This window comes from Kibdelosporangium banguiense, assembly GCF_017876405.1.
Lineage (GTDB): Bacteria > Actinomycetota > Actinomycetes > Mycobacteriales > Pseudonocardiaceae > Kibdelosporangium > Kibdelosporangium banguiense.
This window is the reverse complement of sequence record NZ_JAGINW010000001.1, coordinates 10,856,138-10,879,470: the sequence shown is the minus strand read 5'-3', so window position 1 is coordinate 10,879,470 and position 23,333 is coordinate 10,856,138. Positions and strand designations below refer to the sequence as shown.

Sequence of the window (23,333 nt, the reverse complement as noted above, 5' to 3'; positions counted from 1 at the left end):
ATGCGGTCGAAGCCGGCGGCCCGTCAGATCGGGAGCGCACCCGAAGCAGGTGAAAAACATGGTCGATGAGTTCCACCCGGGGCTCAAGCGGCTCACACGAACGGCCGCTCACAGTGATACTGCGGCTGTCCGAAAGACGCCAAGAGGGACGGGCCGCCGCATCCGGACTGCGCAACAACCAGCCAAATGGAAAGAAGGTGCCATTGCCACGGTCGTGTGCATCGGTGACCAGGGTTGGCCTGCGCTCCTGTACTGTTCGAAGTCATCGCCTCCCGTAACGGCCGATTTGATCGTCGCGACAACGTGAACAGCGGCAGACGACAAGGTGGGATACGCCGGTACGTTTGCCACGGTCATCTTCGTCGGGGAGGGGTCCTGTGCAGCATTCTCCAGCGATCCACCACACGATCGTGGCTGTGGACATCGCTGACTTCACCAACCCCGTGCGCACCGAGCTGCACCAGGCCGCGATGCACAACGGTCTTTACGGCGTGCTGGAAACGGCTTTCAACAGAGCGGGTGTCCGGTGGGAGGCGTGCAAACGGGAAGACCGTGGCGACGGCGTGCTGATCCTTGTGCCTTCGGAGTTCTCCAAGACGCTGGTGGTCGATCAGTTACCGAATCTGCTGGTCGCGGGGTTGGTCAGGTATAACGCCGTGCACGCGAGGGAAGCGCGCATGCAGCTGCGGATGGCGGTGCATTCCGGCGAGGTGTACCACGAGGCGGAGGGCAAAGTCTCGAGTGCGCTGAACAACACCTTCCGCATCCTTGAGGCGGAGGCCGCGAAATCGTCGCTGCGTGATACCGGCGGTGTGCTGGCGATGATCGTTTCCGATCCGTTCTTCCAGGATGTGATCGCCGCTGATCCTGCTACAGGACCGGCACATTTCCAAGAGATCCCGGTGGCGGTCAAGCACGCCAGGACACCGGCGTGGCTGCGTATTCTCGGCACTACCGATGACCAAAGCCGCCTTCTTCCAGTATTCCCGGAGATCGCGTTGCGTCGGCTGCGGAAGCTCATCGGAACAGTTGTGGTGCCGGGGCTTCCATTGTTGTTCGCGCAGGCGGTCGGGCATCGGGGGCCATCTGTGGGGCGCGAAAGCACCGTGTGGGACGCGGTGGAGTATCTACTCGACCTCAATGCCGAGCCAAGTGGTCTCCCTCGTCTCATGACGTTCGTCGAACTCCTGGCGGACGAGTTGGGCGGAGCCATCGGGCGCAGCCTCAGGGCTTGGAATGACGAGCAAGCACGGTATCTCCGGCTGGGACCCGATATAGGGCGCTTGCGAGCTTCGGCGGATCGTCCCGTCGGGATCGAAGGAGCCGACCGTACACGTATGCCCTGGCGTGCACGAATCTTGTCGGCTGACGGTCGTGTACTTGGCGGTGGTGTCCTGCTCGGCCCAGATCACGTGCTGACGTGCGCGCATTTGCTTGAGCCGGTCGGTGGTGACGCGGCCACGTTGCTCGTCGATTTCGTCGGACTGCCGAACAGTCCGTCCGTGGTCGCTCACGTCGCGGTGGACGGTTGGAATCAACCTGACCAGGCAGGGCACGGCGATGTGGCGCTGTTGGTGCTCGATGAACACATGCGCGTGGACCTTGGTGCCACGCTTCATCGCAATCCGTTGTCCGGTAACAGGTCCGTGCGCGTCTACGGCTTCCCGAGGTTTGAACCCTTCGGGATCTCGGCCCCGGCGAGGCTGGCTGGAGGCGATGACGAATGGGTCCTGTTGACTGACGTCCAGTCAAGGATCGTCGCCGGATTCTCCGGCGGCCCGGTGGTGGACGAGGAGACCGGACGGCTGCTCGGCATCGTCACCGGGGAGCCAGGCGAAGGCGCCAGCCTCGTGCGAATGCTCCCCGCCGAGACAATTGTCCGCTACCTGCCGCGCGTCGCCGACTGGGTCAGCCCGGAGCCTGTGCCGCCTGCCAAGCCTGTGACCTCCGCATTGCGGGCACGGATCCTCTGTCTGTCCGATGAACCGGCCGTATCTGGGCGGCCGATGCGGATCTCGTTCGCTGTGATGCCCAATAGGCCCACGCGTCCGTTGGACCAACCGGTGCGGCTCAGGGTCCTGCTCGATGCCGTGCCCGCGACGGTCCGGCCCGTCAGCCGGGTCGCCGTCCTGGCGGGCTACCGCACGACCACCCCGGTGGAGTTCGAGGTCGTACCGGAAGAGGACGGCATCCTGCCCTTGGTATTCCGGGTCTACCGGGACTTCGACAGCCACCTGCTGCTGGAAATAAGCACACAACTCCCAGTGCAGCGTGCGGAGGTGCCGACGTGACCAGGGAACTGCCGGCTGAGGTCACGATCGACCACACTGATGGCCTGAGCCGGGTGGCTGGGGCGTCCTACAACCGGGCCCGGACCATCAATCTACGATTCATCGAACTGCCCTCCGGGCAGGGATATCTGGTCCAGGCATGGGGCACGGCATTCCCGGAGGACGGCGGCGGGGGATACCAGGGCCGGTTGCTACGTCCCGTGGAAGACGTCAACGCCAGCATCGACGTGCTACGAAAGGCGTGGCAGTCGTCCGTGATCGAGCACAAGTATGCCGACCCAGATACCAAACGGATTCACCACCCGTTCGCCGACGGCTGGAATCTCGCGTCCCGTGCGTTGCTCGACCGGGTCGCTTTGCCGCTCGCCCGCGCCGGGTACAACACGTTCAAACTGCTGTTCGGCGGTCGAGACGAGGGATTGCAGACTATCCGGGCGTTGCTGCTCGCCGCGTTGTGCAGGGGCGCGAACGTGATCAGCATCGAGTCGGACACCCTGATGGTGCCATGGGGAATGCTGTACACCGCGCCGGTCGGGGAGCCGGCCTATCCGGCAGAGAACAGTTGGTCATTCGACGGGTTCTGGGGCTACCGGCACGTCATCGAACACACCTTCACCAGGATCGGCGACTTCGACAGCCGCATCCACCTCGACGACCGCCAAGTCGTAGTCGGCCTGAACATGGACCACAACGTCGACCAGCAGTACCCCAGGACTCCGTACATAGCGCCGATCATCGACTTCTTCACCGAGCGGGCCAAGGTGGTCCTACGGCGCAACAAGAACGAGCTGGCGGACGCGTTCCAGGATCCGCTCTTTCCCGACCACATCACCTTCTTCGGCTGCCACGGCAAAGTCGCGGCGTTCGAGAATCCCTACCTGCAACTCGGTGACTCCGAGAAAATCTATGGCGCGGACATCCTTGCCTGGCTGGCCGACGCACCATTGGCGACCCGGCCCTTCGTGTTCGTCGGTGCCTGCCAGGGCGGCCAGGTGTGCTCGGCGTTCTATTCCGCGTTCGGCAAGGCACTGCTCAACAACGGTGCGCGCTGCTTGATCGGACCACAGGTCGACCTGCCGCCCGCGTTCGCCTGCGAGTACTCCCGGCGGTTGTTCACCGATTTCCTGGAACCAGGCGCCAAACTCGGGGATATCGTCCGGTCGCTGGCTCGTACGTTCGTCGATGAACACTCGAACCCACTCGGCCTGATGTTCTCGCTCTACCGGGGGATGGACGTGCACCTGTGGACCCAGTGATCCTGGATCTGGACGAGAAAGGCGATTTCGTCGACCCTGAAAACGGCAAGCCGGTGTCCTCGGCCGCTGTGCCCGGGTTTCTTGCTAGCTGGTTGCTGGTTCCGCCGAGCGCCACTGACATCGTGGTTTTCGTGCATGGCTGGCGCAACACAAGGCACACTGCCGAGCGTCGGGCCCGCAAGTTCTTCGAACTCGTGGAAACCCATTGTGGCAATGGATATCCTGCCTTGCAGCCGTGGTCGGGTCACTATGTGATCATTCGCTGGCCGTCGATGAGCAGCGCGTCACAAGCCGGATACCGCCGGATCCGCGACCGCGCGCATGCGATGACCACCGACGGACGGGCCGCGGACGCCCTCGGGCAACTGCTCGGCTACCTCAACGCACAGCGTCAACTTCCTGGCAGTCCAACGACTTTGCGCAACCCCAACGGTCAGTACCTGCACTGCGTCGGCCACTCGTTCGGCGGCCGGTTCATCGTGGAAGCCGTCCAGGCCGCCGCGGACAAGCGGCCACCCTTACTCGGCTGGAACCGCGGCAATCCACAGTATCCGTACACAGTAGACACACTGCTGATCTTTCAGATGGCGGCGGCCCCGGATATCTTCACTGGGCGATTCGACCGCGTCCTGCATGACGCGCCCATCAACGGGCCGATCGTGCTGACCACCTCACGTTCCGACCGCGCCACCGGCCTCTGGCACCGTAAAGCCGAAGGTGCACCCGGTATCGGTCACGTCGGCGCGCTGGAGCCGAAACAGCACATCACCGCCACCACCCTGCGTGAGACAACCAGCGCCTACCAGCACGCCGAGCTCGACCAGCGGATTGTGAACGTCGACGCCAGCTGGCGATACCGCCGCGGCCACTTCTGGCGTCCCGCCGGAGCCCACTCCGACATCTGGTATCCGGAATCCGCGCATCTGTTGCTCTCCCTCGCAGATCTGGCCCGCTGACCGCAAGTCCGCCCCGTTGACTCCGCGTGATCCGGCTGAGCGGATGGACCCTGACGGTATCGATGTGTAGAAGTCGCAGGCGACAATGCTGTTTGCTTGCGTGGCAAGGAATTCTCGCCGTGTCGGAGCGTTGCCGCGTGGCGCGGGGTCGATGCTGGCCGCGTGCAAGATGTTCCAGACGGTGGATGCGGCGATGGTGTGGCCGAGCGGGGTGAGTTCGCCGTGGATTCTGCGGTGTCCCCATCGGCTGTTCTCGTTCGCGAGCTGTAGGACGAGTTGGCGGATCGCTGATGACATTACGACTGTCCCTTCGGACATGATGGCGACGTACGAGATCGACTTGACGCCGAACAATGCCGCCAAGCTCTGCAACCAGCTCGATGACTTCGTGCAGACTGCCCGCCGTACTGGTGGCCGTGTCTAGCGCGGTACCACACCCGGCGCTGCCAGGCCGGCTGCCAACCGCGAGCAGACCAAGGCGATCCGCGACTGGGCTCGCCAGAACGGGTATGAGTTGTCCGACCGCGGCCGCATCCCGGCCAACGTCATCGAAGCTTTCGAGCAGGCTCACGCAGGCAAGGCAAGAAGTAGTGCAAGCGGACTCCCGCGTTCGGTGCGAGCGGTGAGCCCTCAGCTGAGGTCCGTCTCGTGCAACCCGGGCATCCTGGTGAGAGGCAGGCCCGGGCGCTCGGTGGAACGCCCGTGGACTCTGAGTGAGTCGGGCGGCCACACCGCGGGCTACTTGGTGAAAACCTCCACAAGCCGTCCGAACTGGCCAGTGACGATCAGCGCAACGATTACGACCAAGAAACCCAGGTTTCTGACGGTTTTCTCGTGCCTTTCTAGGTTGTCACCGAGATTGCGGAACAATCTGCGGAAGCGGCCAGCGGTTGGAGGTGTCGGTACCGGCTCGTCAGCCACCACCTGCTCGAAGGTCTGGGCGGCCGCCACCGGGTTGCCCTCCAACAACACTGTGAAACTCACGGCGACCAGGCCGTCGAAGTACTCGCCAGCTGCGCGGGAGTCTCTGCTGCGGATCGCCGCCCGGCGGAGCAGTGTCGCCAGCCGGTAGTACGTGTTGCCCACAAGCTCAGCATCACCTGCTTCTAGACGACGCTGCGTGCCAGCCACACACCGCTCAAGGATGGCTGCAAGTTCCATCCCTGTTTTGTGTTCCGGGCTTCGCCAGCGAGAGGCTCGTGCGCCGGTGCGGAACCGGAACGGAGCTGTGTCGTGCAGCTGTCGCCTCCGGCAGAGGAGACAATAGGTCTCCAGGAAGCGATCCTGAAGGAAAGGCATGCCGCACACGAACAGCGGCCGTCAGATCAGTAGCGCACCAAGCAGGTGAGACACATGGTCGACACAGAGAAACTCTCGAAAGCCCCGACATCCTACACGGTCAGGGAAGTAGTCAAGGTATTGCGGTGCGACGCCGCGACCCTGTACCGAGCCATCCGCGAAGACGCCTTCCCCGCGGTGCGAATCCGCACCCGCTACGTCGTCCCAGCCAAGGTCATCGACCAGATGATCGCCGAAGCCATCGAAACCGGCAGCATGGTCGACGTCGCCAAGATCGCAGCCGAACGCCGCGTCGACCGCGAACTCAAACGACTCGGCCACTAATCCAAACAGGACGCGTTTTGGGCTCGTCAGGTTTGGACAGTCCACGTGAGCCACATCCAGTTGCCACCCTAGGCCCTCACGACCATGCTTTTTGGCTTTATATATGGTAAAGCGGTAGACGGGTGAATAGTGTGCAAGATCGTCTCGGACACATCATTGCCCCATGAACCAGATTCCCGTTCATGGGGTGCTGGTTCCGCGGAATACCGTGCCGCGATGCCAGGCAAAGTACGGCTCTGAGCGGTCGCTGTGGGCCGTGCAACGCCGTCCATCCAGGTGTTGCAGCTGCTGTCGGAGCCGGCTCTCAGGTAGGCCAGCTAGCGATGTGGTTCTGACATGGCCGTGCTCGTCTACGGTGATCCAGCCTGATTCGTAGAGGGCGTCGCAGCCGAAGCTGCAGGCCAGCATCGCGACGTGGTTAAGGTCTCGGCGCTCGTCGTCGCTGCAGACGGCTCGTCTCTTGACGTGGGCAGCGACCAGGAACCCCATTGGGTATTCGTGACCACACAGTGCGCAGGCTGCCTGTGCGCGGTCTCCGGCCAGCAGGTTCCGCAGCTGGGCCTGTTCCTTCCGGATCTTGACCTGCGCCACACCGTCCAGCACGGCGAAAGCCGGGTCGCTGCCTGTTTGTAGTCTGATCGACGTGCTCAGGGTGACTGTGGCGGGGTTGTCGGTGAACTGTGCGCCGGGCAACGTGGCGAGCACAGCGCCCACGAACGCGCTGCGATGTCCCAATTCGTCGACGTTCACTCGCACTGACCGCAGCCCCGCGAGCTTGTCCAATCCCTTTTGGACCTCGCCGATGCCCACCGGTTGACCAGTCGGCGACCGGCCTGTGCGCACCAATGCCGTGTCCCCGTGCACGGCCAGCACCATATTCGGATTCCCCGAGACGGTGCGGATCTCGTCGCCGATCAGGGACCGCAACAGCTCGCCAGCATTTGGCCAGACCTGTGACCCACCAGCAGGTGGTGCAGCCAAGTCGGCAGCAAGTAGGCCTGCGTCACCGGGTCCGTATCCCGGTACGTCCAACCGGAGTTGCAGTCGCTTGCGGTTGTTACCTTCCTTCTTCGCTCCTGCAGGCATACCGATGCGTCCTTGGGCGCTGGTGATGTCCAGCCTCAGCCGTTCGATGTCCGTCACTCCAGCCAGCTCCAATGGACCTGCCAACAGAGTGCGCTGGCTCTCCGGCTGTGCAGAGAGGTTGGCTGAGGCCACCAGCGCGGTCAGCAACACCGCCTGCCTGTCACGAAGCCGATGCAACAGCAACAACAACGCCGGGACGTACTGGTGATTGCGCGCCAGCCCGTCACGGCCTTTTCCGCCGGCACTCTCCAACACCAGACTCATGTGAGCCCCGTCAGCTTCAACCGCGAACTCGGCGTTCAACTCGACGCCATCGTCATCCCATGCGCGCACGTCGCCCAGAGTGACACAAGCCACCGACAATCCCGCTCAGGCCCGAGTCAGCTGTGTCTGCCTCTGCGATCCCTTGCCAACGTACGCTGGCCTGCGCGACCGTCCTGACCTTGCTGATTCGGCCACGATCTGGTCCGGACTACCGAACCCGTACTGGAGTCATGACCGCTTCACCGGATTGCTGGGGGAAGACTCCGGTGACAATCGCGGTTTCCTGGTATCCGGCCTCGTTCAGCAGTTGACAGAGGGAAGCCTTCTCGCTGCGATATCTGGCCTCGTGCAGTTTCGGGTCGGCTTCACTACAGGCTTTCCACACCGCGATAGCTTCTCGGGACACCCTGACCGATTCATCGATCTGCCCAAGCATTCGCCGCGTATTGCCGAGATGCGACAGCATGTTGGCGTACTCCGGCCGGAAGCGATCGGGCTCGGCCGTAGCAAGCTCGCGATAGAGCTCCATCGACTCCTGCCGGTTGGCCAACGCTTCCCGGTAACGCCCCAGCCGCTGCAAGTCGCAGCCCATCCCGCCGAGCGATTTCGCCAGGTCCGCCTGGTAGCTGTCCGGCTCGCTCTCGGTTAGCTTGCGATAGAGGGCCAGTCCTTCCAGGTCGGACGCCAAGGCTTCGTCGTGGTGGCCGACCTGCAGCAAGCTGATGCTGAGATTCTGCAAGGACTGCGCCAGGCTGGATGCGTAGCGGTCAGGTTCGGCCGTGGCCAGTTTCCGCTGGATGGTGACAGCCTGGCGGTGGTAGGCGAGCCCCTCGGCGTGACGGTTGACGTACCATAGCTCCACGCCATGGGATTCGATCGCTGTCGCCAGGCTGGGCAAGTAGCGGTCAGGTTCAGCGTCCGCCAATCTCCGATAGATCACCAGCGCTTGCTCTCCGATGGCGAGTGCTTCGTTGTGGCGTTCAAGTGTTGACAGCCCGTTGCCGAGACTGAGCAGCGACTCGGCAAGATCCGCCCTGTCCTGCTCGGGTGCGCTCGTGACCATGTACCGCTCGAAAGTCATCGCTGCAGGTCAAGCGGCGTATCGGTATTCGTTGATGAGTCCATTGAGGATAGGAGTGCGTAGCAACGTGTGGACGTTGTTTTCGTCCGCTCGGTCGGTTTGGTGGTGACGTTCGGGTGGTCGCTGGTCTCGGGCCTGGTGGGGCCGGTGTTGGTTGTAGTGCCGTTGGTATTCGGTGAGAACCTCGCGCGCGTGTGCTTCGTTGAGGATCAGAACGTGGTCGCATACTTCGCTGCGGAGGGTTCTGATGACCCGTTCGCAGTGTGCGTTCATCTTCGGTGCCTGGGGTGCGCTGGTGAGGATGTTGATGTCTTCGGCTTGGAAGACGGCATCGAAGCTGCCCGAGTACTTCGTGTCGCGGTCGCGGAGTAGAAATCGGAGTTTGTCCTGGGGTGCCTCGGTGACGGTGAGGTTGCGGGCTTGTTGGGTGGTCCAGTCCTGGGTGGGGTGTGGGGTGACGCCGGCGATGTGCAGCCGTCGTGTGCCGTGTTCGAGGAATATCAGGGCGTAGAGGCGTGTGCCGAGTGCGGTGTCGAGGTGGAAGAAGTCCGCGGCGATGATGCCGTGAGCTTGGGTGGCCAGGAACTGTTTCCAGGTGGGACCGGTACGGCGTGGCGCGGGGTCGATGCCGGCCGTGTTCAGGGTCTCCCGGACCGTCGATGCGGCGATCTGATGTCCGGGTCCGACCAGTTCGCCCTGGATCCTTCTGTGTCCCCAGCGCGGGTTGTCGCGGGCGAGGTCGAGGATGAGCTTTTTGATCGCCGAGTGGGTGGGTGGCCGTCCGGTGGGGCGTCGGCGTGGACTGTAGTTCCATTTCCAGGTGATGAATCTGCGGTGCCAGGCCAGGATCGTTGCGGGTTGGACTGGGAGGGTCTCGTGCCAGCGGCGGCGGGGGAGTAGTGGACAGGGCGGTGAACCAGAAACGGTCTGCGGGCTCGTAGCGGACGTGACCGGTGATCTGGCGGCGGAGGACGGTGTTCTCGTGCCGGAGCACGAGCAGTTCGGCGTCTTTGGTGGTGTTACATCGGAGCAGCACTGCGGGGACGGACAGGAGTCGTCGGGTCAGTTGGTACAGCAGTGAAATGATCACCGGATCATGATCCCAGTGGCTTCACAGTGGTGTCCTGACCAGGCGCTACGGCTTTTCGAGCGGCACAGGTGGGAGGACCTCGGGAACGTGTTCGCCGACGGCACGTCACTGGGCAGTCGTGAGTGGTCGGGATCCGCGATCCGCAGGCCCGACGGCTCGGTCTCGGTCTTCTACACCGTCGCAGGCGAGCGCGGTGAAGCACGGCCGACGTTTCACCAGAAGGTCGCGGAAGCCCGCCCGAAGCTCAGCATCGATGGTGGGTCAGTCCACTTGGAACGCGACGTCGAGCACCATGTGGTCCTGCGCTCCGACGGCGATATCTATCTGCCCGCGGACGAGATCGACGGAGCTCCCGGCCGGATCAAGGCTTTCCGTGACCCGGCGTGGTTCCGCGATCCCGCCGACGGCCAGGAGTATCTGCTCGTCGCCGCCTCCACCCGGTGGGATGATCACTTCGCCGGTGCCGTCGCGATCGCACGGGCGAACCCCGACGGCTGGGAGCTTCTTTCACCCCTTGTGGTCGCCGACGGGATCAACCATGAGATCGAACGACCACATGTCATCGTCCACAAGGGACTGTGCTATCTGTTCTTCTGCACCAGCCGCCATGGGTTCCACCTGGCTCAATGCGCGCCGACAGGGCTCTACGGCTTCGTCGCGCCGACATTGCAGGGACCGTACGAAGCGCTCAACGGCTCAGGCCTCGTCGTCCAAAACCCTCCGACGCGACCCGATCAGGGCTTATGCCTGGTTCGTGTTGCCAGACCTCCGCGTTGTCAGCTTCGTCAACTACCTGTCCACCAACGGCGTCGACCTCCGGCACGCGGCAGCCGAGGAAGCACGCGCCCAGTTCGGCGGAACAGCCGCACCCGTTCTCTCCCTCATCCTGACCGAAACCGACGCCACTGCCATCCTCGGTCACGACGACCGTCCCTAAGGTCGTTCCTGGTCGGTGGAGCCGGTGTGGAATCCCTGTCCCGTGGCGGCCAGGTACGCGCGAGCGGTGTCGATGAAGGTGCGGAATGGCTCGGTGGGCTGCCATTGCTCGTAGGCGGTCTGGGGCGCCGCCATCGCGACGTTCAGTTGGAGCCGGGCTGAGGGCAGTCGCTCTGCCGGCGTTCGCTGCTCGACCCAGCTGCGCAGGTCCTCGCTGATCCACCGGCTTCCCTTGCCGAATGTCGCAGCCATGGTGGGCGCCGACGCCTTGATCCGCCGGAGCGCGACGAACGAGTCCTCGATGGATGCCAGCCCCTGCAGAACGGTGGCCGTGATCGCTTGCCAGAGGGGTTCGGTGTCGGCGTGCTCTGCCCGGATGCGAGCCCACGTGGCGCGTTCCTGCGGGTCCGGCTGGGTGATGGTGTCTTCCTTGGCGGGAAAGTAGTTGAAGAACGTCGCTCGCGACACGTCCGCAGCCACGGCGATCTCGTCCACGCTCACCGACTCGTATCCGCGTTCCGCGAACAGCTTGAGAGCGGCGTCGCGGATCGTGCGGCGCGCTTGGAGCTCTTTGCGTTCCCGTAGGCCGAGGGGCGCGGCATCCGTGTCTGGACCGGTGCTCATGTGCCCACGTTAGCACTTACTTGGACTCTAGGCATATATTGGACTTTAGTCCAGGTTTGACTGTGGTTGATCGCGGACTCGATCGAGCAGGCCTGTCACTTGCCGGAGATGAAGCGGGACAGGGCGGTGAAGAAGATCTCGTTGATCTTGTTCGGGTCGGTGGTCGCGAACGTCTGGCCGCCGGTGGCCTTGGAGATCGAGGTCAGTTCGTCCTTGTCGACGTCCGGGCCGATGCCGATGAACACGATCGGCAGCGGGCGGTTGGGGTCCTGCAGCTTGCCCAGTTCGGCGAGCAGGGCGTCCCGGTTGACGCCGCGCCCGTCGTCGTCGTTCTTGCCGTCGGTCATGATCACCACCACGTTGATCCGGCCGGGTTCCCAGTTCTGCCGCGCCGACTGGTACGCGGCCAGGGTGGTGTCGTACAGGCCGGTGCGGCCGGTCGGTGTGGCCTTGATGCCGCGCAGCTTTTCCAGCAGGCCGTTGGGCAGCAACTCGGGCAGCGGCAGGACTGGCACCACTTCGCGGTAGTCCTTGTCACCGTCCAGCTCCGCGGAGAACACCCAGATGCCCAACTTGGTCCGCGGGGTGAACAGCCTGATACCGCCCTCGGAGGCCTCCAACAAGGCCTGCATCCGGGTCTTGCCGGAACCGGGGATGACACCGTTCATCGAACCCGACACATCGATCACGACCTGGATGCGCCCATCCTGACTGATGCCGGCCCACGTGTTGAGCACCTGGTCCAGCTGGACGGTCTGCGGCGGCGGTACCGGCCGCAGCTGCCGGACGACGGTCCGGTTGTCGGCTGGCGGGGTGCCCGGAACGCGGCCGTCCGGGAGGCGTAAACCGTTGGCGGCCAACGCGTCCTGGACACCGGCGGCCAGTAATGTGGTGCGGAACTTCGCTGCCGCGACACCGACATCGTCCGACGCGGGCAGCACCGCGTACGGGAAGTCGAGCGACGGAGCGGCCGGTTCAGGGTAGACCGCGACCAGCTGCTGGTCCTTGCGTTTGGCGTTGTTGTCCAGCAGTTCGTGCTCGGAGGTGGGGAACGCGGTCAGCGGTGGGGCGCCCGCGTTGCCGGCTGCCCTGGCGAAGAGTTCGGATGCGCTGGATGCCGCGTTCGGCGAGACCTTGCGCAGCACGGCGACGTTGTTGGCGGCTGGGTCCGGCGTCAGCGCTGTCACGCCACGCGCGGCGATGAGTGCGGACACGCCCACAGCGTCCACTGCCGGGTCGACCATGCCGACGTTCAGATCAGCGCCGCTCGCACCGAGGACGTCGGCCCAGTTCAGCTGTTTGTTGGGCCACCCGCGGGTTTTCGCGGCCGGTTCGGCCAGCGCCATCACCACCGGCGAGCTCGCGATCGACGAGCCGGTGTCGGGTACTGTCGTGGCGCCCTTCTCCCGGGCCCGGCGCAACCACACGGTCGAGTCTGGGATCCACACCGCCGGCACGTTCCTCGCATTCGGCAGAGCCAGCTGATCAGCGGTCGTGGCCGAGTCATTGATGACCATCTCGACCCGGTAGCAGGTGTCCAGGTCCTCTGGTTTGAGGCCGCGGGCGACCTGGTCGACCACAGGCGCGATATCCGGCGCGACCACCACAGGAAGCATGACCGGATTGGCGCACGTGGCCTGCGAAGGCTCCCGCAGACGGTCCACAGCGAGCCAAGCGACGCCCGCCACCAGCGCCCCTGCCAACACGATGCTCAGCGTCAAGACGACCTTGCGTCGGTTGCGCTGCTCACCGTCATGCCGACCCATTTCATCAACCCCGCATGGTTTCGCCGACTTTTCCGGCCGATCATGGAACTTCCCTGGAATGTACTGTCTCCAAGGGCGTAACAGAATGCGCCATGCGCAGTAATATCGTTTCGTCAACAATTTTCGCCGGTCAGCGCTTGGCTGTTGCTGATCGCGCGATGTGTCCAGCGTAAAGCGGCGTGTCGTAGAAGATGTCAAGTCGGCAACTTTTACCACTTAATATGAGTACGGAGAATTTTTATGAGTACATTGCATCAATGCGGGTGACGAATAAAAGGGGTTTCCGGTGTGACGTCAGGATCTGGTATCTACCTTGGGTGGAGGGATGCGCTGACTGTATCGACTCCGGTGGTGGGAACGCTCATCCGTGCTGCCTGCGACAGTTGACGAGCCATCGCAGGATGGATGTGTCCTCGTATGTGGGCCCGAACGCGGCGTGGTAGTCCGGTTCGGAGAACGCGTTGTTGCCGAACTCGGTGTACCGGACCAGATTTGCTGCCTTGTCGGGGCTGACACCGGCGGCGACGTATGCGTTCCGTAGCAGGGTGGCTGAATCGCGTCCGAAGGCTACGGGAAGGAGATGGTCGTTGAGACCGTGTGTGATCCAGATCGGGGTTCGATCGGTCGCGATGCGGGCGGCTTGATCGGTGCTGACGCGAAATCCACCCGTGATCAGCGGCGCGCTGAAGAGTCCTGGCTGTGTTGCCATGGCTTCCCATGCGAGGGTGGACACGGTGGAGGCGTAGACGCGGCCGGTGTCGATGCTGTGGGACTTCATGAACCACTCGACCAGCGCGACCATGTCCGCTGCCTCCGTGGTAGCCCCGACCCGTCGGTTCTGTGGTGCCAGGACGATGAAGTCCTCCCTGGTGCCAGTCCATTTGGGACTGAGCCAGGTGGTGGCGGGGATGTCGGCTGCGATCTGGACGCCGATGTTGTCGCCGTCCCAGCCCATGCCGTGTCCTGGCAGGATCACGACTAGGGGGTACTGGTGGCGGGGGTTGTAGTGCCGTGGCAGGTGGTAGGCGTAGGGGAGCGTGGTGCCCTCCCGGACGTATGTGCCGGGAGTGAAGTCGTCGACGAGGAGGTTGACTGTCCTGCCGGTCAATCCGTGGGCGGCCGGGGATCCCTTGGCGATGACTCGCCCTGGACCACTGCCGTGGCCGGGCGTGCACGTCCTTGTTCTGGACGACCTGTGTCGGCAGGGCCGGGTTCACACTTTGACCGAACAGAGTACGGTCGGGCACTTGGAGACGATGACGGTGTTGCCGCCGGCGTCGGTCGCCGCGAGCTCGACGATGACGAACCTTCCTGTCGCGGACCTGCCGTTCGAGCGCAGGGCGGGCGAGTCGTTCGTGTAGACCTTCGTGATGGTTCGCTTGGCGCGCTTGGAAAGATCTTCGATCGGGTTGTAACGGAAGTTGTAGATGCTGTCGGTCACGGTGAACGTGTTCTTCTCGAGAGTGAGGGCGTCGACCACGGCCGGGTATTCGACGGCCACTGCGGTGACTTTCTGCCCGTACGTGTAGACCTGCGTGATCGCCGTGACGCTTCGGATCCCGGTCAGCGCGCTGTTGGCTGCTGCGTCCGCAGGCGACGCCACGGCGAGTGCGCAGGCGAATCCCGTGGCGATCAAGGACATGGCAATCCGGCGAGTGGTCACTGGTGCGCTCCGTCCAGATCCGGCGTCGTTGCTAAATCGGACTAGCACGGATTCTGGGCTCTCAGTGGTGCGCCTGCCGAAAATGTCATCCGTGCTGGTCAGGCGGCGTGGTACTCGTTGAGGATGCCGCCCAATCGTGGGTGCCGGTGGATGTGGAGTTGACTGATCTGGGCTGGATCGGTGATCGGTTCTGGCAGTGGCTGTAATGGTCGGGCGTTGGCGATGCCTTGGTGAGGTCGGTGCGTGTTGTAGAACCGCTCGTATTCGCGGAGTGCGTGGAGCAGGTGTCGCTGGTTCCAGATCAAGGTGCGGTCGAGCAGTTCGTGTCGGCAGGTTTGGATCCAGCGTTCGGCGATCGAGTTCATCCTGGGCATCTGAACACCACTCAGCACGGCCTCGATGCCGGCGTCGGCGAGGATGACGTCGAACAACTGAGGGAACTTGCCGTCCCTATCGCGGATCAGAAACCGTGTCCGGCAGTGGGTGTCCTCGAGGTCTATGACGAGGTTGCGGGTGGCTTGGGTCACCCATGCTGCGGTGGGATGTGGTGTGGCGCCGAGGATGCGGATGCGGCGTTGAGCATGCTCGATCACGATCAGCACGTACATGCGGAGGCCGGTGAGCGTGACGGTTTCGAAGAAGTCGCAGGCTAACAGGGCCTCGGCCTGGGAGCGGAGGAATTGGGCCCAGGTGCTCGACGCGCGTTCGGGAGCAGGATCTATGTCGGCGTCGGTGAGGATCTGCCAGACGGTAGATGCGGCGACTTTGATGCCCAAGACGAGAAGTTCGCCGTGGACGCGGCGATAGCCCCAGCTTGGGTTCTCCTTCGCCAGGCGCAGGACCAGGGCTTGCACGGATCGGATGGTGCGGGGCCGGCCCGGGCGTTTCGGTCGGGACATGCTGGCGTGGCGTCGGCGCATTAGGTCGCGGTGCCAGCGCAGGATCGTATCCGTGCGTACCAGCAGGCGGAGTTTGTGCAAGGTGTGGCGTGGTAGTCGATGCAGGAGCGCGGCGAGTAACGCCCTGTCAGTTGGACTGAATCGTACCCTCGTGTCGCCGAGTTGCCGTTGCAGTACTGCGATCTGGTGTCGCAGCACCAGGATCTCGATGTCCTTGTCTCGGTCGGTCATCGGGAGCAGGCGAAGCAGGGCGAAGGTGTTTGTCAGGCCGAGGTAGGCTAGTCGCAGCAGCACAGCCAGTCATCCTGCCGGGGGACCGCGAGCCGTGAGTGGACGGAGTCGATGTCACCATGGGGCAGCATCTGACCAGTACGGATGAGGTTTTCGGCAAGCGCAGGGTCATTGTCACCGGGGATGGATCAGAGTATCTGGCTACGTAGTGCCATTAGTCGGCTGTTGGCCGAGTATGCGGCGCGCGGCGCGCAACCGTTTCGTGGCCTCGTCGGCGACAGATGCCAAGTCCATGTGTTCGTCACCTCCAGCCGTGATAGTACCCCTGGGGGTATCATCGAGCGCTGGGAACAGGACGGCCTTGTTGTTGCATACCGTAGGGGGTATGAGAGAGGAGTGATTGTGGCCACGGTGGAGCTGACCAAGGAGAACTTCGACGGGGTCGTCAGCCGTCCTGGGACGGTACTGGTCGACTTCTGGGCGTCGTGGTGTGGTCCGTGCCGCATGTTCGCGCCGCTGTTCGAGCGGGCGTCGGAGCAGTACCCGGACATGACCTTCGGCAAGGTGGACACCGAGGCGCAGATCGAGCTGGCGCAGGCGTTCGGGATCTCCTCGATCCCGACGCTGATGGTCGCCCGGGACGGGGTCGTGGTGTACGCGCAGCCGGGGCGCTTCTGGCGGCCGCGCTGGACGAGCTGATCGGCAAGGTCCAGGAACTCGACATGGACCAGGTGCGCGCGGCTCGCGGAGGGCGGGTAACTTGTACCCTTGGGGGTATCCTCAGGGAGGTCACAGTGGAGCTCGGTGAAGACGTCGTCGCGGACGTGATCAAGCGCCTGCGGCGCGCCCAGGGGCAGGTCGGTGGCCTCATCCAGATGATGGAGAACGGCCGGGACTGCAAGGACGTGATCATCCAGCTCGCGGCGGTGTCACGCGCGCTGGACCGGGCCGGATTCAAGCTGATCGCCAGCGGTCTTGAGCAGTGCGTGACCGACGACTCCGAACAGGGCGTGGCCAACCGCGCCCAGTTGGAGAAACTGTTCCTGACGCTGGCTTAGCCTGTCAGACAGCCGGGCGGCAAGACGAACCAGCGCAATGTCTCGAAATCCGGCGGCAGTCCCGTGGGGCCGTCGTCGGTCACGTCCGGGCGCCCGATCAGCAGTCGTTCGGCCTCTTTCAGCTGTGTCGCGAGTGCGGGCTCGCTGGTTCGCTTAGTGATGATGGGACCCGGTGTACCGGGCGTGATCGCCCGTAGGTCGGGTATCCGCTCCGCGGTGATCGTGGCGGTTCGGTGACACCACAACCCGGTTCTGGGGTCGAAGACGTAGTCGGACAGCAGGCGGTGTCCGTGTCGCGCGATGAGATCCACGGCACCAAGGTAGTCGTGGACGTCGTCGGTGATGAAGTAGTTGAAGTTGAGCCGGACCCAGCCTGGCTTGATGCCGTCACGCCCCCAGCGCCACTTCGTGTTCGAAGGCGTGGGCGTGTTCGGTATCGATCGCCAGCAGCCGGTGACCGTAGGGTCCGGCGCAGGAGCAACCGCCGCGGGTCTGGATGCCGAACAGGTCGTTGAGCACCGCGACGACGAAGTTGTGGTGCAGATACCGGCCCCGGGCCCGGATTCGGAACGACACAATGGACAACCGGTCGGACTGGTGGTTGCCGAGGATCTCGATGCCCGGATTCGCCGCCCACCGCGCGAGGGCGTGCCGCCACAACCGTTCTCCTCATGGGCCTGGATGGTCTCGGTACCGACGGCGTCCTTCACGGCGAACACAGCCCGGCGCGGATGGACTCGACGATCGCGGGAGTCCCGCCTTCCTTGCGGGCAACGGGATCGTCGAGATAGCGGTGTCCGAGTGGGACGACGAACGCGACCGTGCCACCGCCCGGAGCCGTGGGCACGGCGTTGGTGACCAGTTGCGCCGTATCACCAGAACACCCGGGGTTTGCGGACCGCCGACGAACTTGTGTGGTGACAGGAAAATCGCGTCCTTGTGGTCTCGGCGGCCGGGTGTGCTCTCCCGCATGCGGATCGACACGTAAGGCGCGGCCGCCGCGTAGTCCCAAAAGGACAATGGGCCGTGCTCGTGCAGGAGGGCGGCTATGCGGTCGGCGTCGGTCGGGACGCCCGTGACATTGGAGGCTGCCGAGAAACTGCTGATCCGCAGTGGACGATCGGCGTAGCGCCGCAGTTCCCGCTGAAGCTCGGCGATGTCGATGTGCCCGTCGGCGTCCTCGTCGATGACGACGACCTCGGCGATCGACTCTCGCCAGGGCAGCTCGTTGGAGTGGTGTTCGTACGGCCCGACGAATACCACCGGCCGTTCCGCCGCGGGTATCCGATCACGCAAGTGGTACCGCGCGTCCAGGGCCGCGGGCAGCCGCAGTTCCAGAATGCCGACCAGCTTGTTCACCGCGCGGTGGCCCCGGAACCGCAGAAGATCACCAAGTCGCCCTCGGTTCCGCCGACCGAGTCGCGAATCAGGCGGCGAGCCTGCTCCCGCAGGCGGGTAGTGCGCAGCCCGGTGCCAGAACTCTCCGTGTGGGTGTTGGCACAACAGGGCAGCACCTGCCGGCGGATGAACTCCTCGATGAAGTCCAGCGCCCGGCCGGACGCCGTGTAGTCCACGTAGGCGACCCGCCGGGGCCATAGGGACCGACGAGAACCTCACCCTCGCCGATGAGTGCCTGTCGGATCCGGTCGATCATCGCGATTGGCGAGGTATTCACCGGTGACTCCTCTTCGTGCGGCGCTCGGTTCAGGATGCGCTGCCTGTGGCCTTGCCGGATGCGGCCGATCGGCCCCGCGCGGACAGGTCTTCCGTCCCTGGCCTCCACGGCAGTTCGAGGTGTTCGGTGGCCACCGACCAGGCGCGGCGGCCAAGGTGACGCCGGTCGCCTGGCTGGGATTGGCTCAGCGGTCATCGCGGTCACGTGCGTGGCCGGTTCGAGAAGCGCCGCAACTACCCCCAGGGGTATTTGGGGAACCTGAGCGGCGTGCGCTACGCTGAACCTTAGGTACCCCCCAGGGTATCTGAAAGAGTGTGGTGCCGGTCTTGGGTCGACTGCAGATCCGCGTCGGAGACCGTGGCACCAGAAGCGTTACGAAACCTAAGGATGAGCATGTCGATTGACGTCGAGGTCGTCGCGACCTCCTCGCTGGGCGACCGCAGCTATCTGGCGCACGACGGGCAGGTGGCGGTAGTGGTGGACCCGCAACGGGACATTGACCGGATCGTGGAGCTGGCCGGCCGGTGGGGAGTACGGATCACCCACGTCGTGGAGACGCACCTGCACAACGATTATGTCTCTGGCGGGCTGGCGCTCGCCCGGCTGACAGGTGCGCGGTACGCGGTGGCGGCTGCCGACAATGTCGCGTTCGAACGTCTTGCGGTCAGCGACGGGGACGAGATCGTGGTGTCCGACCAGATGCGCTTGAACGTCATGGCCACGCCGGGGCATACGTTTCACCACATGTCCTGTGTCCTGCACGGCCCGGCGGGGCCGGTGGGTGTGTTCACCGGTGGTTCGTTGTTGTTCGGCACGACGGGGCGCACCGATCTGCTCGGCAAGCAGTACGCTGGCACCCTTGCCTACCATCAGCACGCCTCTGTGCGCAGGCTGGCCGACCTGCTGCCCGATGGCGCCCAGGTCTGGCCCACGCACGGGTTCGGCAGTTTCTGTTCGGCCACCCAATCTGATGCCCCGGCCTCGACGATCGGCCGGGAAAAGGGCACGAACCCCGCCCTGCGGCTGGAAGCCGACGACTTCGTGACCCGGACGCTGGCGGGGCTGGACGCCTATCCCGCGTACTACGCCCACATGGGCGTCGCGAACGCTGCCGGACCCGGCCTGATCGACCTCACCCCGGTGCGGATCGCTGACCCCGAGGAGTTGCGTACTCGTATCGGCGCCCAGGAGTGGGTGGTGGACCTGCGCTCCCGCAAGGCATTCGCGCATCGGTATCTGACCGGCACGCTCAGTTTCGGCATTGACGGGCCGATGTCCACCTGGCTGGGCTGGATGGCGCCGTGGGGCGCGCCCATCACGCTGCTCGGCGAGTCGCCCGAGCAGGTCGCGGAGGCCCAGCGGGAACTGGCGCGAATCGGTATCGATCGGCCCGCGGCGGCGGCCACCGGCGCTCCCGAACAGTGGGCCGGGAACGAGCACGATCTTGGGGAGCTGGCCGTGGCCACCTTCGCTGAGCTCGCCGCCGCACGAGCCGGGCAACTGCCACATTGGCTGCCGCACCCGGACGTCCTGCTGGACGTGCGGATGACCAACGAATGGAGAGACGGCCACGTTGACGCCGCTTTGCACATTCCGTTGCCCGAACTGCCGGAACGGCTCGTCGAGATCCCCGACGGGGTGGTGTGGGTGCATTGCCAGTCGGGCTACCGGGCGTCCATCGCGGCCAGTGTGCTGGCGCGGGCCGGGCGCCAAGTCGTGCACATCGATGACCTGTACGACACCGCTGCGAACGCCGGCCTCACCATCGTCCGCACGGCGGGAGCAAAGGCGTGACCAGTCCCATGAAACTCGACGTGGCCGGGCTGCGACGATTGGTCGAGTCCGGCGGCGGTCCACGGCTGATCGACGTGCGTACGCCCGGTGAGTTCGAGAACGCGCACATCCCCGGCTCCTACAACGTGCCGTTGGACCTGTTACGAGAGCATCGGGACGAGTTGCGTCACCACCTCGACGAGCAGGTCGTGCTCATCTGTCGATCCGGGCAACGCGCGGCACAGGCCGAACAGGTCCTGGCCGCCGCCGGTCTGCCCAACCTCCGGCTGCTGGATGGCGGCATGACCGCGTGGCAGGCTGCGGGCGGTCCCGTGCGGCACGGCCGGCCGCGGTGGGACCTCGAGCGTCAGGTGCGTCTGGTCGCCGGCGCGATCGTGCTCACCGCGGTCCTGATCGGGTTGGTCGTTCCGCCGGTCACCTGGCTGGCCGGTGCCGTCGGCGCCGGGCTGGTGATCGCCTCGCTGACCAACACCTGCGTGATGGGCATGCTGCTGGCCAAATTGCCGTACAACCGTGGCTCGCGGCGCAATTACGATGCCGTGGTGGCGGCGTTGCGCGACGAGCGGGCGTGAGCGCGATGCTGGCACTCACGTTGGCCGCGGCGGTGCTGGTCGGGCTGGCCTTGGGGGTGCTCGGTGGTGGCGGCTCGATCCTGACCGTACCGATCCTGGTGTTCCTGGCCGGCTTGGAAGCCAAAGCGGCGATCGCGATGTCGTTGTTCGTGGTCGGTGTCACCAGTGCGGCCGGCGTGATCTCGCATGCTCGGGCTGGGCGGGTGCGCTGGCGCACCGGCCTGGTGTTCGGCGCCGCCGGGATGGCCGGCGCATACGGCGGCGGGCGTCTCGCTCAATTCATCCCCGGCACATGGTTGCTGGTGGGCTTCGCCCTCATGATGATCGCCACCGCCGTTGCGATGATCCGCGGCCGGCGCACGAACACACATGCCACGACACATGGGGAACTGCCTGTCGGACGGGTCATCGCCGAGGGCGTGGCGGTGGGTGCCGTCACCGGACTGGTCGGCGCGGGTGGCGGTTTCCTCGTGGTACCCGCTTTGGCGCTGCTCGGCGGATTGCCGATGTCTGTCGCGGTGGGCACCTCGCTGGTCGTGATCGCGATGAAGTCCTTCGCCGGGCTCGCCGGGTACCTCGCGACTGTCCACATCGACTGGACACTCGCGCTGGCCGTCACAGCGGCGGCGGTGGCAGGCAGCCTGCTCGGCGGCCGGCTGACCGGCCGAATCCCCGAACATCTCCTGCGCAAGGGTTTCGGCTGGTTCGTGATCGTGATGGGCGGTTTCGTTCTTGCCCAGCAGATGCCCGTATCCATGTGGCACGCGATCGCCGCTGGACCGGCGATCTGGATCACCCCGGCCGTGGCCGCCCTGGTCATCTCGGTGACCGGGGTTGTTCGCCGTCGCAAACAACGGTCACCTCGCCACTGACACGACACGTTGTCATGTCGAAGACATGATGGTCGGCGGACAGGTCCCGTCGCACGCGGCACCGGACAACACGGTATGCCCGGTTCCGCGGTCGCCGCCGGTATCCGTTCGATAAGGTCCAAAGTCCTGATGTTTCGGGTCGGATGCTCCTGCCAGCGGTGATCGGTCTGGCCGCAGGCTCACGAGATGACCATTCAAGTGGACACCCCGCCCGCGGTGACCTTTCTCGGCGGCGTCGGCACCGTGACCGGCAGCAAGTTCCTGTTCACGGCCGGAGATTCCCAGGTTCTCGTCGACTGTGGCTTGTTCCAGGGCCTGGCGTCACTGCGGCGGCGTAACTGGCGGCCGCCGCCCATGAACGTGGACAGGCTCAAGGCAGTCGTGTTGACGCATGCCCATCTCGATCATTGCGGCTACCTGGCTGTGCTGGTGCGCAACGGATGGCGTGGCCCGATCTATGCGATGCATGGCACGGTCGAGTTGGCGCGGATTGTGCTGGCGGACAGTGCGCAGCTGATGATGGAGGACGCTGGGCTGGCCAATGCGGGAGGTTGGTCCAAACACCACCCGGCGCTGCCGTTGTACGACACGGATGATGTCGGGCGAACTGTGCAGTTGTTCCGTCCGCTGGACCATGGTGTCAACCGGCGGATCGCCGATGGGGTGGAGCTGGAGTTCGGCAGGGCCGGGCACATCCTGGGGTCGGCGTGGGCGCACCTGACGCTGACCTCGGGCGGTGTCAGCCGGAGTGTGGTGGTCAGCGGCGACATGGGCCGGCCGGCGCATCGGGTCTTGTTGCCGCCGCAGCCGCGTCCGGATTGTGACGTGCTTCTTCTGGAATCGACCTACGGGCAACGCACGCACGACGACGGGCAGGCGATCGAATTGCTGGCCGAGATGATCCGCAAGACGGCGCAACGTGGTGGCAGTGTGCTGATTCCCGCGTTCGCGGTCGACCGGACCGAGGTTATCCTGGTCGAACTCGCCCGGCTGGTACGCGAGGGCGCCATTCCCGATCTTCCGGTGTACGTGGACAGCCCGATGGCCCTGGCGTCGTTGCGGGTGTACCGGCAGGCGCTGGCCAAGAGCTGGCCGGAGATCCGGCCGGAACTGTCCGAGATGGACGATCCGTTCGACCCCGGCCATCTCGCGGAGCTGCGCACGGCCGGAGAGTCGATGCGAGTGAACCGGCCGAGTAGGCCTTCGATCGTCATCTCGGCCTCGGGGATGGCCACCGGTGGCCGTGTGCTGCACCACTTGGAGGCGATGCTGCCCCGCAGCAAGCACACAGTTCTCATCGTGGGCTACGCCGCTGCGGGCACTCGGGCCCGCCGACTGGCTGAAGGCGCGCGGGAGATCAAGATTCACGGTCGCTACGTCCCCGTCAAAGCGGAAGTCGTTGTGGTGGACGCGTTCAGCGCGGACGCGGACTCAGATGAACTGGTGGCGTGGGCGACCAGTGGCCCGGAGCCCTTGGTGACCTACCTTGTGCACGGTGAGCCCGAAGGTTCGGCTGCGCTTGCCGAGCGGCTGAGCGTCGAATACGGCTGGTGCGCTGTGGTTCCGCGCGACGGCGAACACGTACTGGTGTAGGCG

24 protein-coding genes and 3 pseudogenes are annotated in these 23,333 nt (G+C 64.7%); 14 read left to right on the top strand and 13 right to left on the bottom strand.

Translation table 11 applies throughout. The features are described 5' to 3' along the window. Positions 1-377 precede the first annotated feature (377 nt). The 5 genes and pseudogenes from JOF56_RS48760 to JOF56_RS59825 form a co-directional block, all read left to right on the top strand. The gene (locus JOF56_RS48760) at positions 378-2,291 is read left to right on the top strand and encodes a trypsin-like peptidase domain-containing protein (RefSeq protein ID WP_209646277.1); all 1,914 of its coding nucleotides are present in this window, start codon (positions 378-380) and stop codon (positions 2,289-2,291) included. Then, positions 2,288-3,547: a hypothetical protein gene (locus JOF56_RS48755; RefSeq protein ID WP_209646276.1), complete on the top strand. Its 1,260-nt coding sequence runs from the start codon at positions 2,288-2,290 to the stop codon at positions 3,545-3,547. The genes JOF56_RS48760 and JOF56_RS48755 overlap by 4 nt, the downstream gene beginning before the upstream one ends. Then, entirely contained in the window at positions 3,535-4,503 is a 969-nt protein-coding gene (locus tag JOF56_RS48750; protein ID WP_209646275.1) for an alpha/beta hydrolase, read from the top strand. Before JOF56_RS48755 ends, JOF56_RS48750 begins: the two co-directional genes overlap by 13 nt. 100 nt (positions 4,504-4,603) lie before the next feature. After that, positions 4,604-4,927 (top strand): Lsr2 dimerization domain-containing protein, encoded by a 324-nt coding sequence (locus tag JOF56_RS59105; protein ID WP_245378728.1) that lies wholly within the window; start codon positions 4,604-4,606, stop codon positions 4,925-4,927. A gap of 48 nt (positions 4,928-4,975) precedes the next feature. Then, positions 4,976-5,059 (top strand): annotated as a pseudogene (locus JOF56_RS59825) (Lsr2 family DNA-binding protein); the annotation flags it as partial. A gap of 182 nt (positions 5,060-5,241) precedes the next feature. Here JOF56_RS59825 and JOF56_RS59095 read toward each other — a convergent pair. Continuing rightward, a complete protein-coding gene (locus JOF56_RS59095) occupies positions 5,242-5,664 on the bottom strand; it encodes a hypothetical protein (protein ID WP_245378727.1) in 423 nt (140 codons plus the stop codon). A 192-nt stretch (positions 5,665-5,856) separates the two neighbouring features. Between JOF56_RS59095 and JOF56_RS48740 the strand changes: the two genes are divergently transcribed. Further along, positions 5,857-6,126, top strand: coding sequence for a helix-turn-helix domain-containing protein (locus JOF56_RS48740; protein ID WP_209646274.1), 270 nt, complete (start codon positions 5,857-5,859; stop codon positions 6,124-6,126). Between the two features lie 180 nt (positions 6,127-6,306). Here JOF56_RS48740 and JOF56_RS48735 read toward each other — a convergent pair whose 3' ends face one another. From JOF56_RS48735 to JOF56_RS61000, 3 genes are all read right to left on the bottom strand, one after another. Then, the gene (locus JOF56_RS48735; protein WP_504739851.1) at positions 6,307-7,545 is read right to left on the bottom strand and encodes a hypothetical protein; all 1,239 of its coding nucleotides are present in this window, start codon (positions 7,543-7,545) and stop codon (positions 6,307-6,309) included. 139 nt (positions 7,546-7,684) lie between these two features. Then, entirely contained in the window at positions 7,685-8,557 is an 873-nt protein-coding gene (locus JOF56_RS48730; protein WP_209646272.1) for a tetratricopeptide repeat protein, read from the bottom strand. A 9-nt stretch (positions 8,558-8,566) separates the two neighbouring features. Further along, entirely contained in the window at positions 8,567-8,830 is a 264-nt protein-coding gene (locus JOF56_RS61000) for an integrase core domain-containing protein (protein WP_209646271.1), read from the bottom strand. 823 nt (positions 8,831-9,653) lie between these two features. On the opposite strand from JOF56_RS61000, the pseudogene JOF56_RS60995 reads away from it, so the two are divergent. Further along, a pseudogene (locus JOF56_RS60995) lies at positions 9,654-10,325 on the top strand (glycoside hydrolase family 68 protein); the annotation flags it as partial. Between the two features lie 76 nt (positions 10,326-10,401). After that, positions 10,402-10,584: a hypothetical protein gene (locus JOF56_RS59085; protein ID WP_245378725.1), complete on the top strand. Its 183-nt coding sequence runs from the start codon at positions 10,402-10,404 to the stop codon at positions 10,582-10,584. On the opposite strand, the gene JOF56_RS59080 is transcribed toward JOF56_RS59085, so the two are convergent. From JOF56_RS59080 to JOF56_RS59075, 5 genes are all read right to left on the bottom strand, one after another. Further along, a complete protein-coding gene (locus tag JOF56_RS59080) occupies positions 10,581-11,207 on the bottom strand; it encodes a TetR/AcrR family transcriptional regulator (protein ID WP_245378724.1) in 627 nt (208 codons plus the stop codon). The two genes, JOF56_RS59085 and JOF56_RS59080, sit on opposite strands and share 4 nt — an antisense overlap. Before the next feature lie 95 nt (positions 11,208-11,302). Next, the gene (locus JOF56_RS48715) at positions 11,303-12,973 is read right to left on the bottom strand and encodes a substrate-binding and VWA domain-containing protein (RefSeq protein ID WP_209646269.1); all 1,671 of its coding nucleotides are present in this window, start codon (positions 12,971-12,973) and stop codon (positions 11,303-11,305) included. A 361-nt stretch (positions 12,974-13,334) separates the two neighbouring features. Beyond that, complete coding sequence (locus JOF56_RS48710; protein ID WP_209646268.1) at positions 13,335-14,081, bottom strand: carboxylesterase family protein; 747 nt, start codon at positions 14,079-14,081, stop codon at positions 13,335-13,337. Between the two features lie 105 nt (positions 14,082-14,186). Further along, positions 14,187-14,636 carry a hypothetical protein gene (locus JOF56_RS48705; RefSeq protein ID WP_209646267.1) on the bottom strand — a complete coding sequence of 150 codons (450 nt, stop codon included), beginning with the start codon at positions 14,634-14,636 and terminating at the stop codon, positions 14,187-14,189. A 98-nt stretch (positions 14,637-14,734) separates the two neighbouring features. Then, a complete protein-coding gene (locus JOF56_RS59075; protein ID WP_307855610.1) occupies positions 14,735-15,829 on the bottom strand; it encodes an integrase core domain-containing protein in 1,095 nt (364 codons plus the stop codon). A 339-nt stretch (positions 15,830-16,168) separates the two neighbouring features. On the opposite strand from JOF56_RS59075, the pseudogene trxA reads away from it, so the two are divergent. Both trxA and JOF56_RS48685 read left to right on the top strand, forming a co-directional pair. Next, positions 16,169-16,506, top strand: a pseudogene (gene trxA / locus JOF56_RS48690) (thioredoxin); the annotation flags it as partial. Positions 16,507-16,560: 54 nt separating this feature from the next. Next, positions 16,561-16,824, top strand: coding sequence for a metal-sensitive transcriptional regulator (locus JOF56_RS48685; RefSeq protein WP_209648938.1), 264 nt, complete (start codon positions 16,561-16,563; stop codon positions 16,822-16,824). Here JOF56_RS48685 and JOF56_RS48680 read toward each other — a convergent pair. The 4 genes from JOF56_RS48680 to JOF56_RS48665 form a co-directional block, all read right to left on the bottom strand. Further along, a complete protein-coding gene (locus JOF56_RS48680) occupies positions 16,821-17,135 on the bottom strand; it encodes a hypothetical protein (protein ID WP_209646266.1) in 315 nt (104 codons plus the stop codon). The genes JOF56_RS48685 and JOF56_RS48680 overlap by 4 nt on opposite strands. Positions 17,136-17,211: 76 nt before the next feature. Beyond that, positions 17,212-17,484: a hypothetical protein gene (locus JOF56_RS48675; protein ID WP_209646265.1), complete on the bottom strand. Its 273-nt coding sequence runs from the start codon at positions 17,482-17,484 to the stop codon at positions 17,212-17,214. Positions 17,485-17,493: 9 nt separating this feature from the next. Beyond that, a complete protein-coding gene (locus JOF56_RS48670) occupies positions 17,494-18,183 on the bottom strand; it encodes an aminotransferase class V-fold PLP-dependent enzyme (protein ID WP_209646264.1) in 690 nt (229 codons plus the stop codon). Beyond that, positions 18,180-18,398, bottom strand: coding sequence for a hypothetical protein (locus tag JOF56_RS48665; RefSeq protein ID WP_209646263.1), 219 nt, complete (start codon positions 18,396-18,398; stop codon positions 18,180-18,182). Before JOF56_RS48665 ends, JOF56_RS48670 begins: the two co-directional genes overlap by 4 nt. Before the next feature lie 494 nt (positions 18,399-18,892). Here JOF56_RS48665 and JOF56_RS48660 point away from each other — a divergent pair, with 494 nt between their 5' ends. From JOF56_RS48660 to JOF56_RS48645, 4 genes are all read left to right on the top strand, one after another. Beyond that, complete coding sequence (locus JOF56_RS48660) at positions 18,893-20,293, top strand: MBL fold metallo-hydrolase (protein ID WP_209646262.1); 1,401 nt, start codon at positions 18,893-18,895, stop codon at positions 20,291-20,293. Beyond that, positions 20,290-20,865, top strand: a complete 576-nt coding sequence (locus JOF56_RS48655) for a rhodanese-like domain-containing protein (RefSeq protein WP_307855609.1) — start codon at positions 20,290-20,292, stop codon at positions 20,863-20,865. Before JOF56_RS48660 ends, JOF56_RS48655 begins: the two co-directional genes overlap by 4 nt. 5 nt (positions 20,866-20,870) lie before the next feature. Then, entirely contained in the window at positions 20,871-21,737 is an 867-nt protein-coding gene (locus tag JOF56_RS48650; protein ID WP_209648936.1) for a sulfite exporter TauE/SafE family protein, read from the top strand. Between the two features lie 186 nt (positions 21,738-21,923). Next, positions 21,924-23,330: an MBL fold metallo-hydrolase RNA specificity domain-containing protein gene (locus JOF56_RS48645; RefSeq protein WP_209646261.1), complete on the top strand. Its 1,407-nt coding sequence runs from the start codon at positions 21,924-21,926 to the stop codon at positions 23,328-23,330. Positions 23,331-23,333: the final 3 nt, after the last annotated feature.

Bases quoted from the DNA above. Each gene is read 5' to 3' on its own strand.
- JOF56_RS59095 (WP_245378727.1), bottom strand. From the start codon at position 5,664: ATGGAACTTGCAGCCATCCTTGAGCGGTGTGTGGCTGGCACGCAGCGT.
- JOF56_RS48740 (WP_209646274.1), top strand. From the start codon at position 5,857: ATGGTCGACACAGAGAAACTCTCGAAAGCCCCGACATCCTACACGGTC.
- JOF56_RS48730 (WP_209646272.1), bottom strand. From the start codon at position 8,557: ATGACTTTCGAGCGGTACATGGTCACGAGCGCACCCGAGCAGGACAGG.
- JOF56_RS61000 (WP_209646271.1), bottom strand. From the start codon at position 8,830: ATGAACGCACACTGCGAACGGGTCATCAGAACCCTCCGCAGCGAAGTA.
- JOF56_RS59080 (WP_245378724.1), bottom strand. From the start codon at position 11,207: ATGAGCACCGGTCCAGACACGGATGCCGCGCCCCTCGGCCTACGGGAA.
- JOF56_RS48715 (WP_209646269.1), bottom strand. From the start codon at position 12,973: ATGGGTCGGCATGACGGTGAGCAGCGCAACCGACGCAAGGTCGTCTTG.
- JOF56_RS48660 (WP_209646262.1), top strand. From the start codon at position 18,893: ATGTCGATTGACGTCGAGGTCGTCGCGACCTCCTCGCTGGGCGACCGC.
- JOF56_RS48650 (WP_209648936.1), top strand. From the start codon at position 20,871: ATGCTGGCACTCACGTTGGCCGCGGCGGTGCTGGTCGGGCTGGCCTTG.
- JOF56_RS48645 (WP_209646261.1), top strand. From the start codon at position 21,924: ATGACCATTCAAGTGGACACCCCGCCCGCGGTGACCTTTCTCGGCGGC.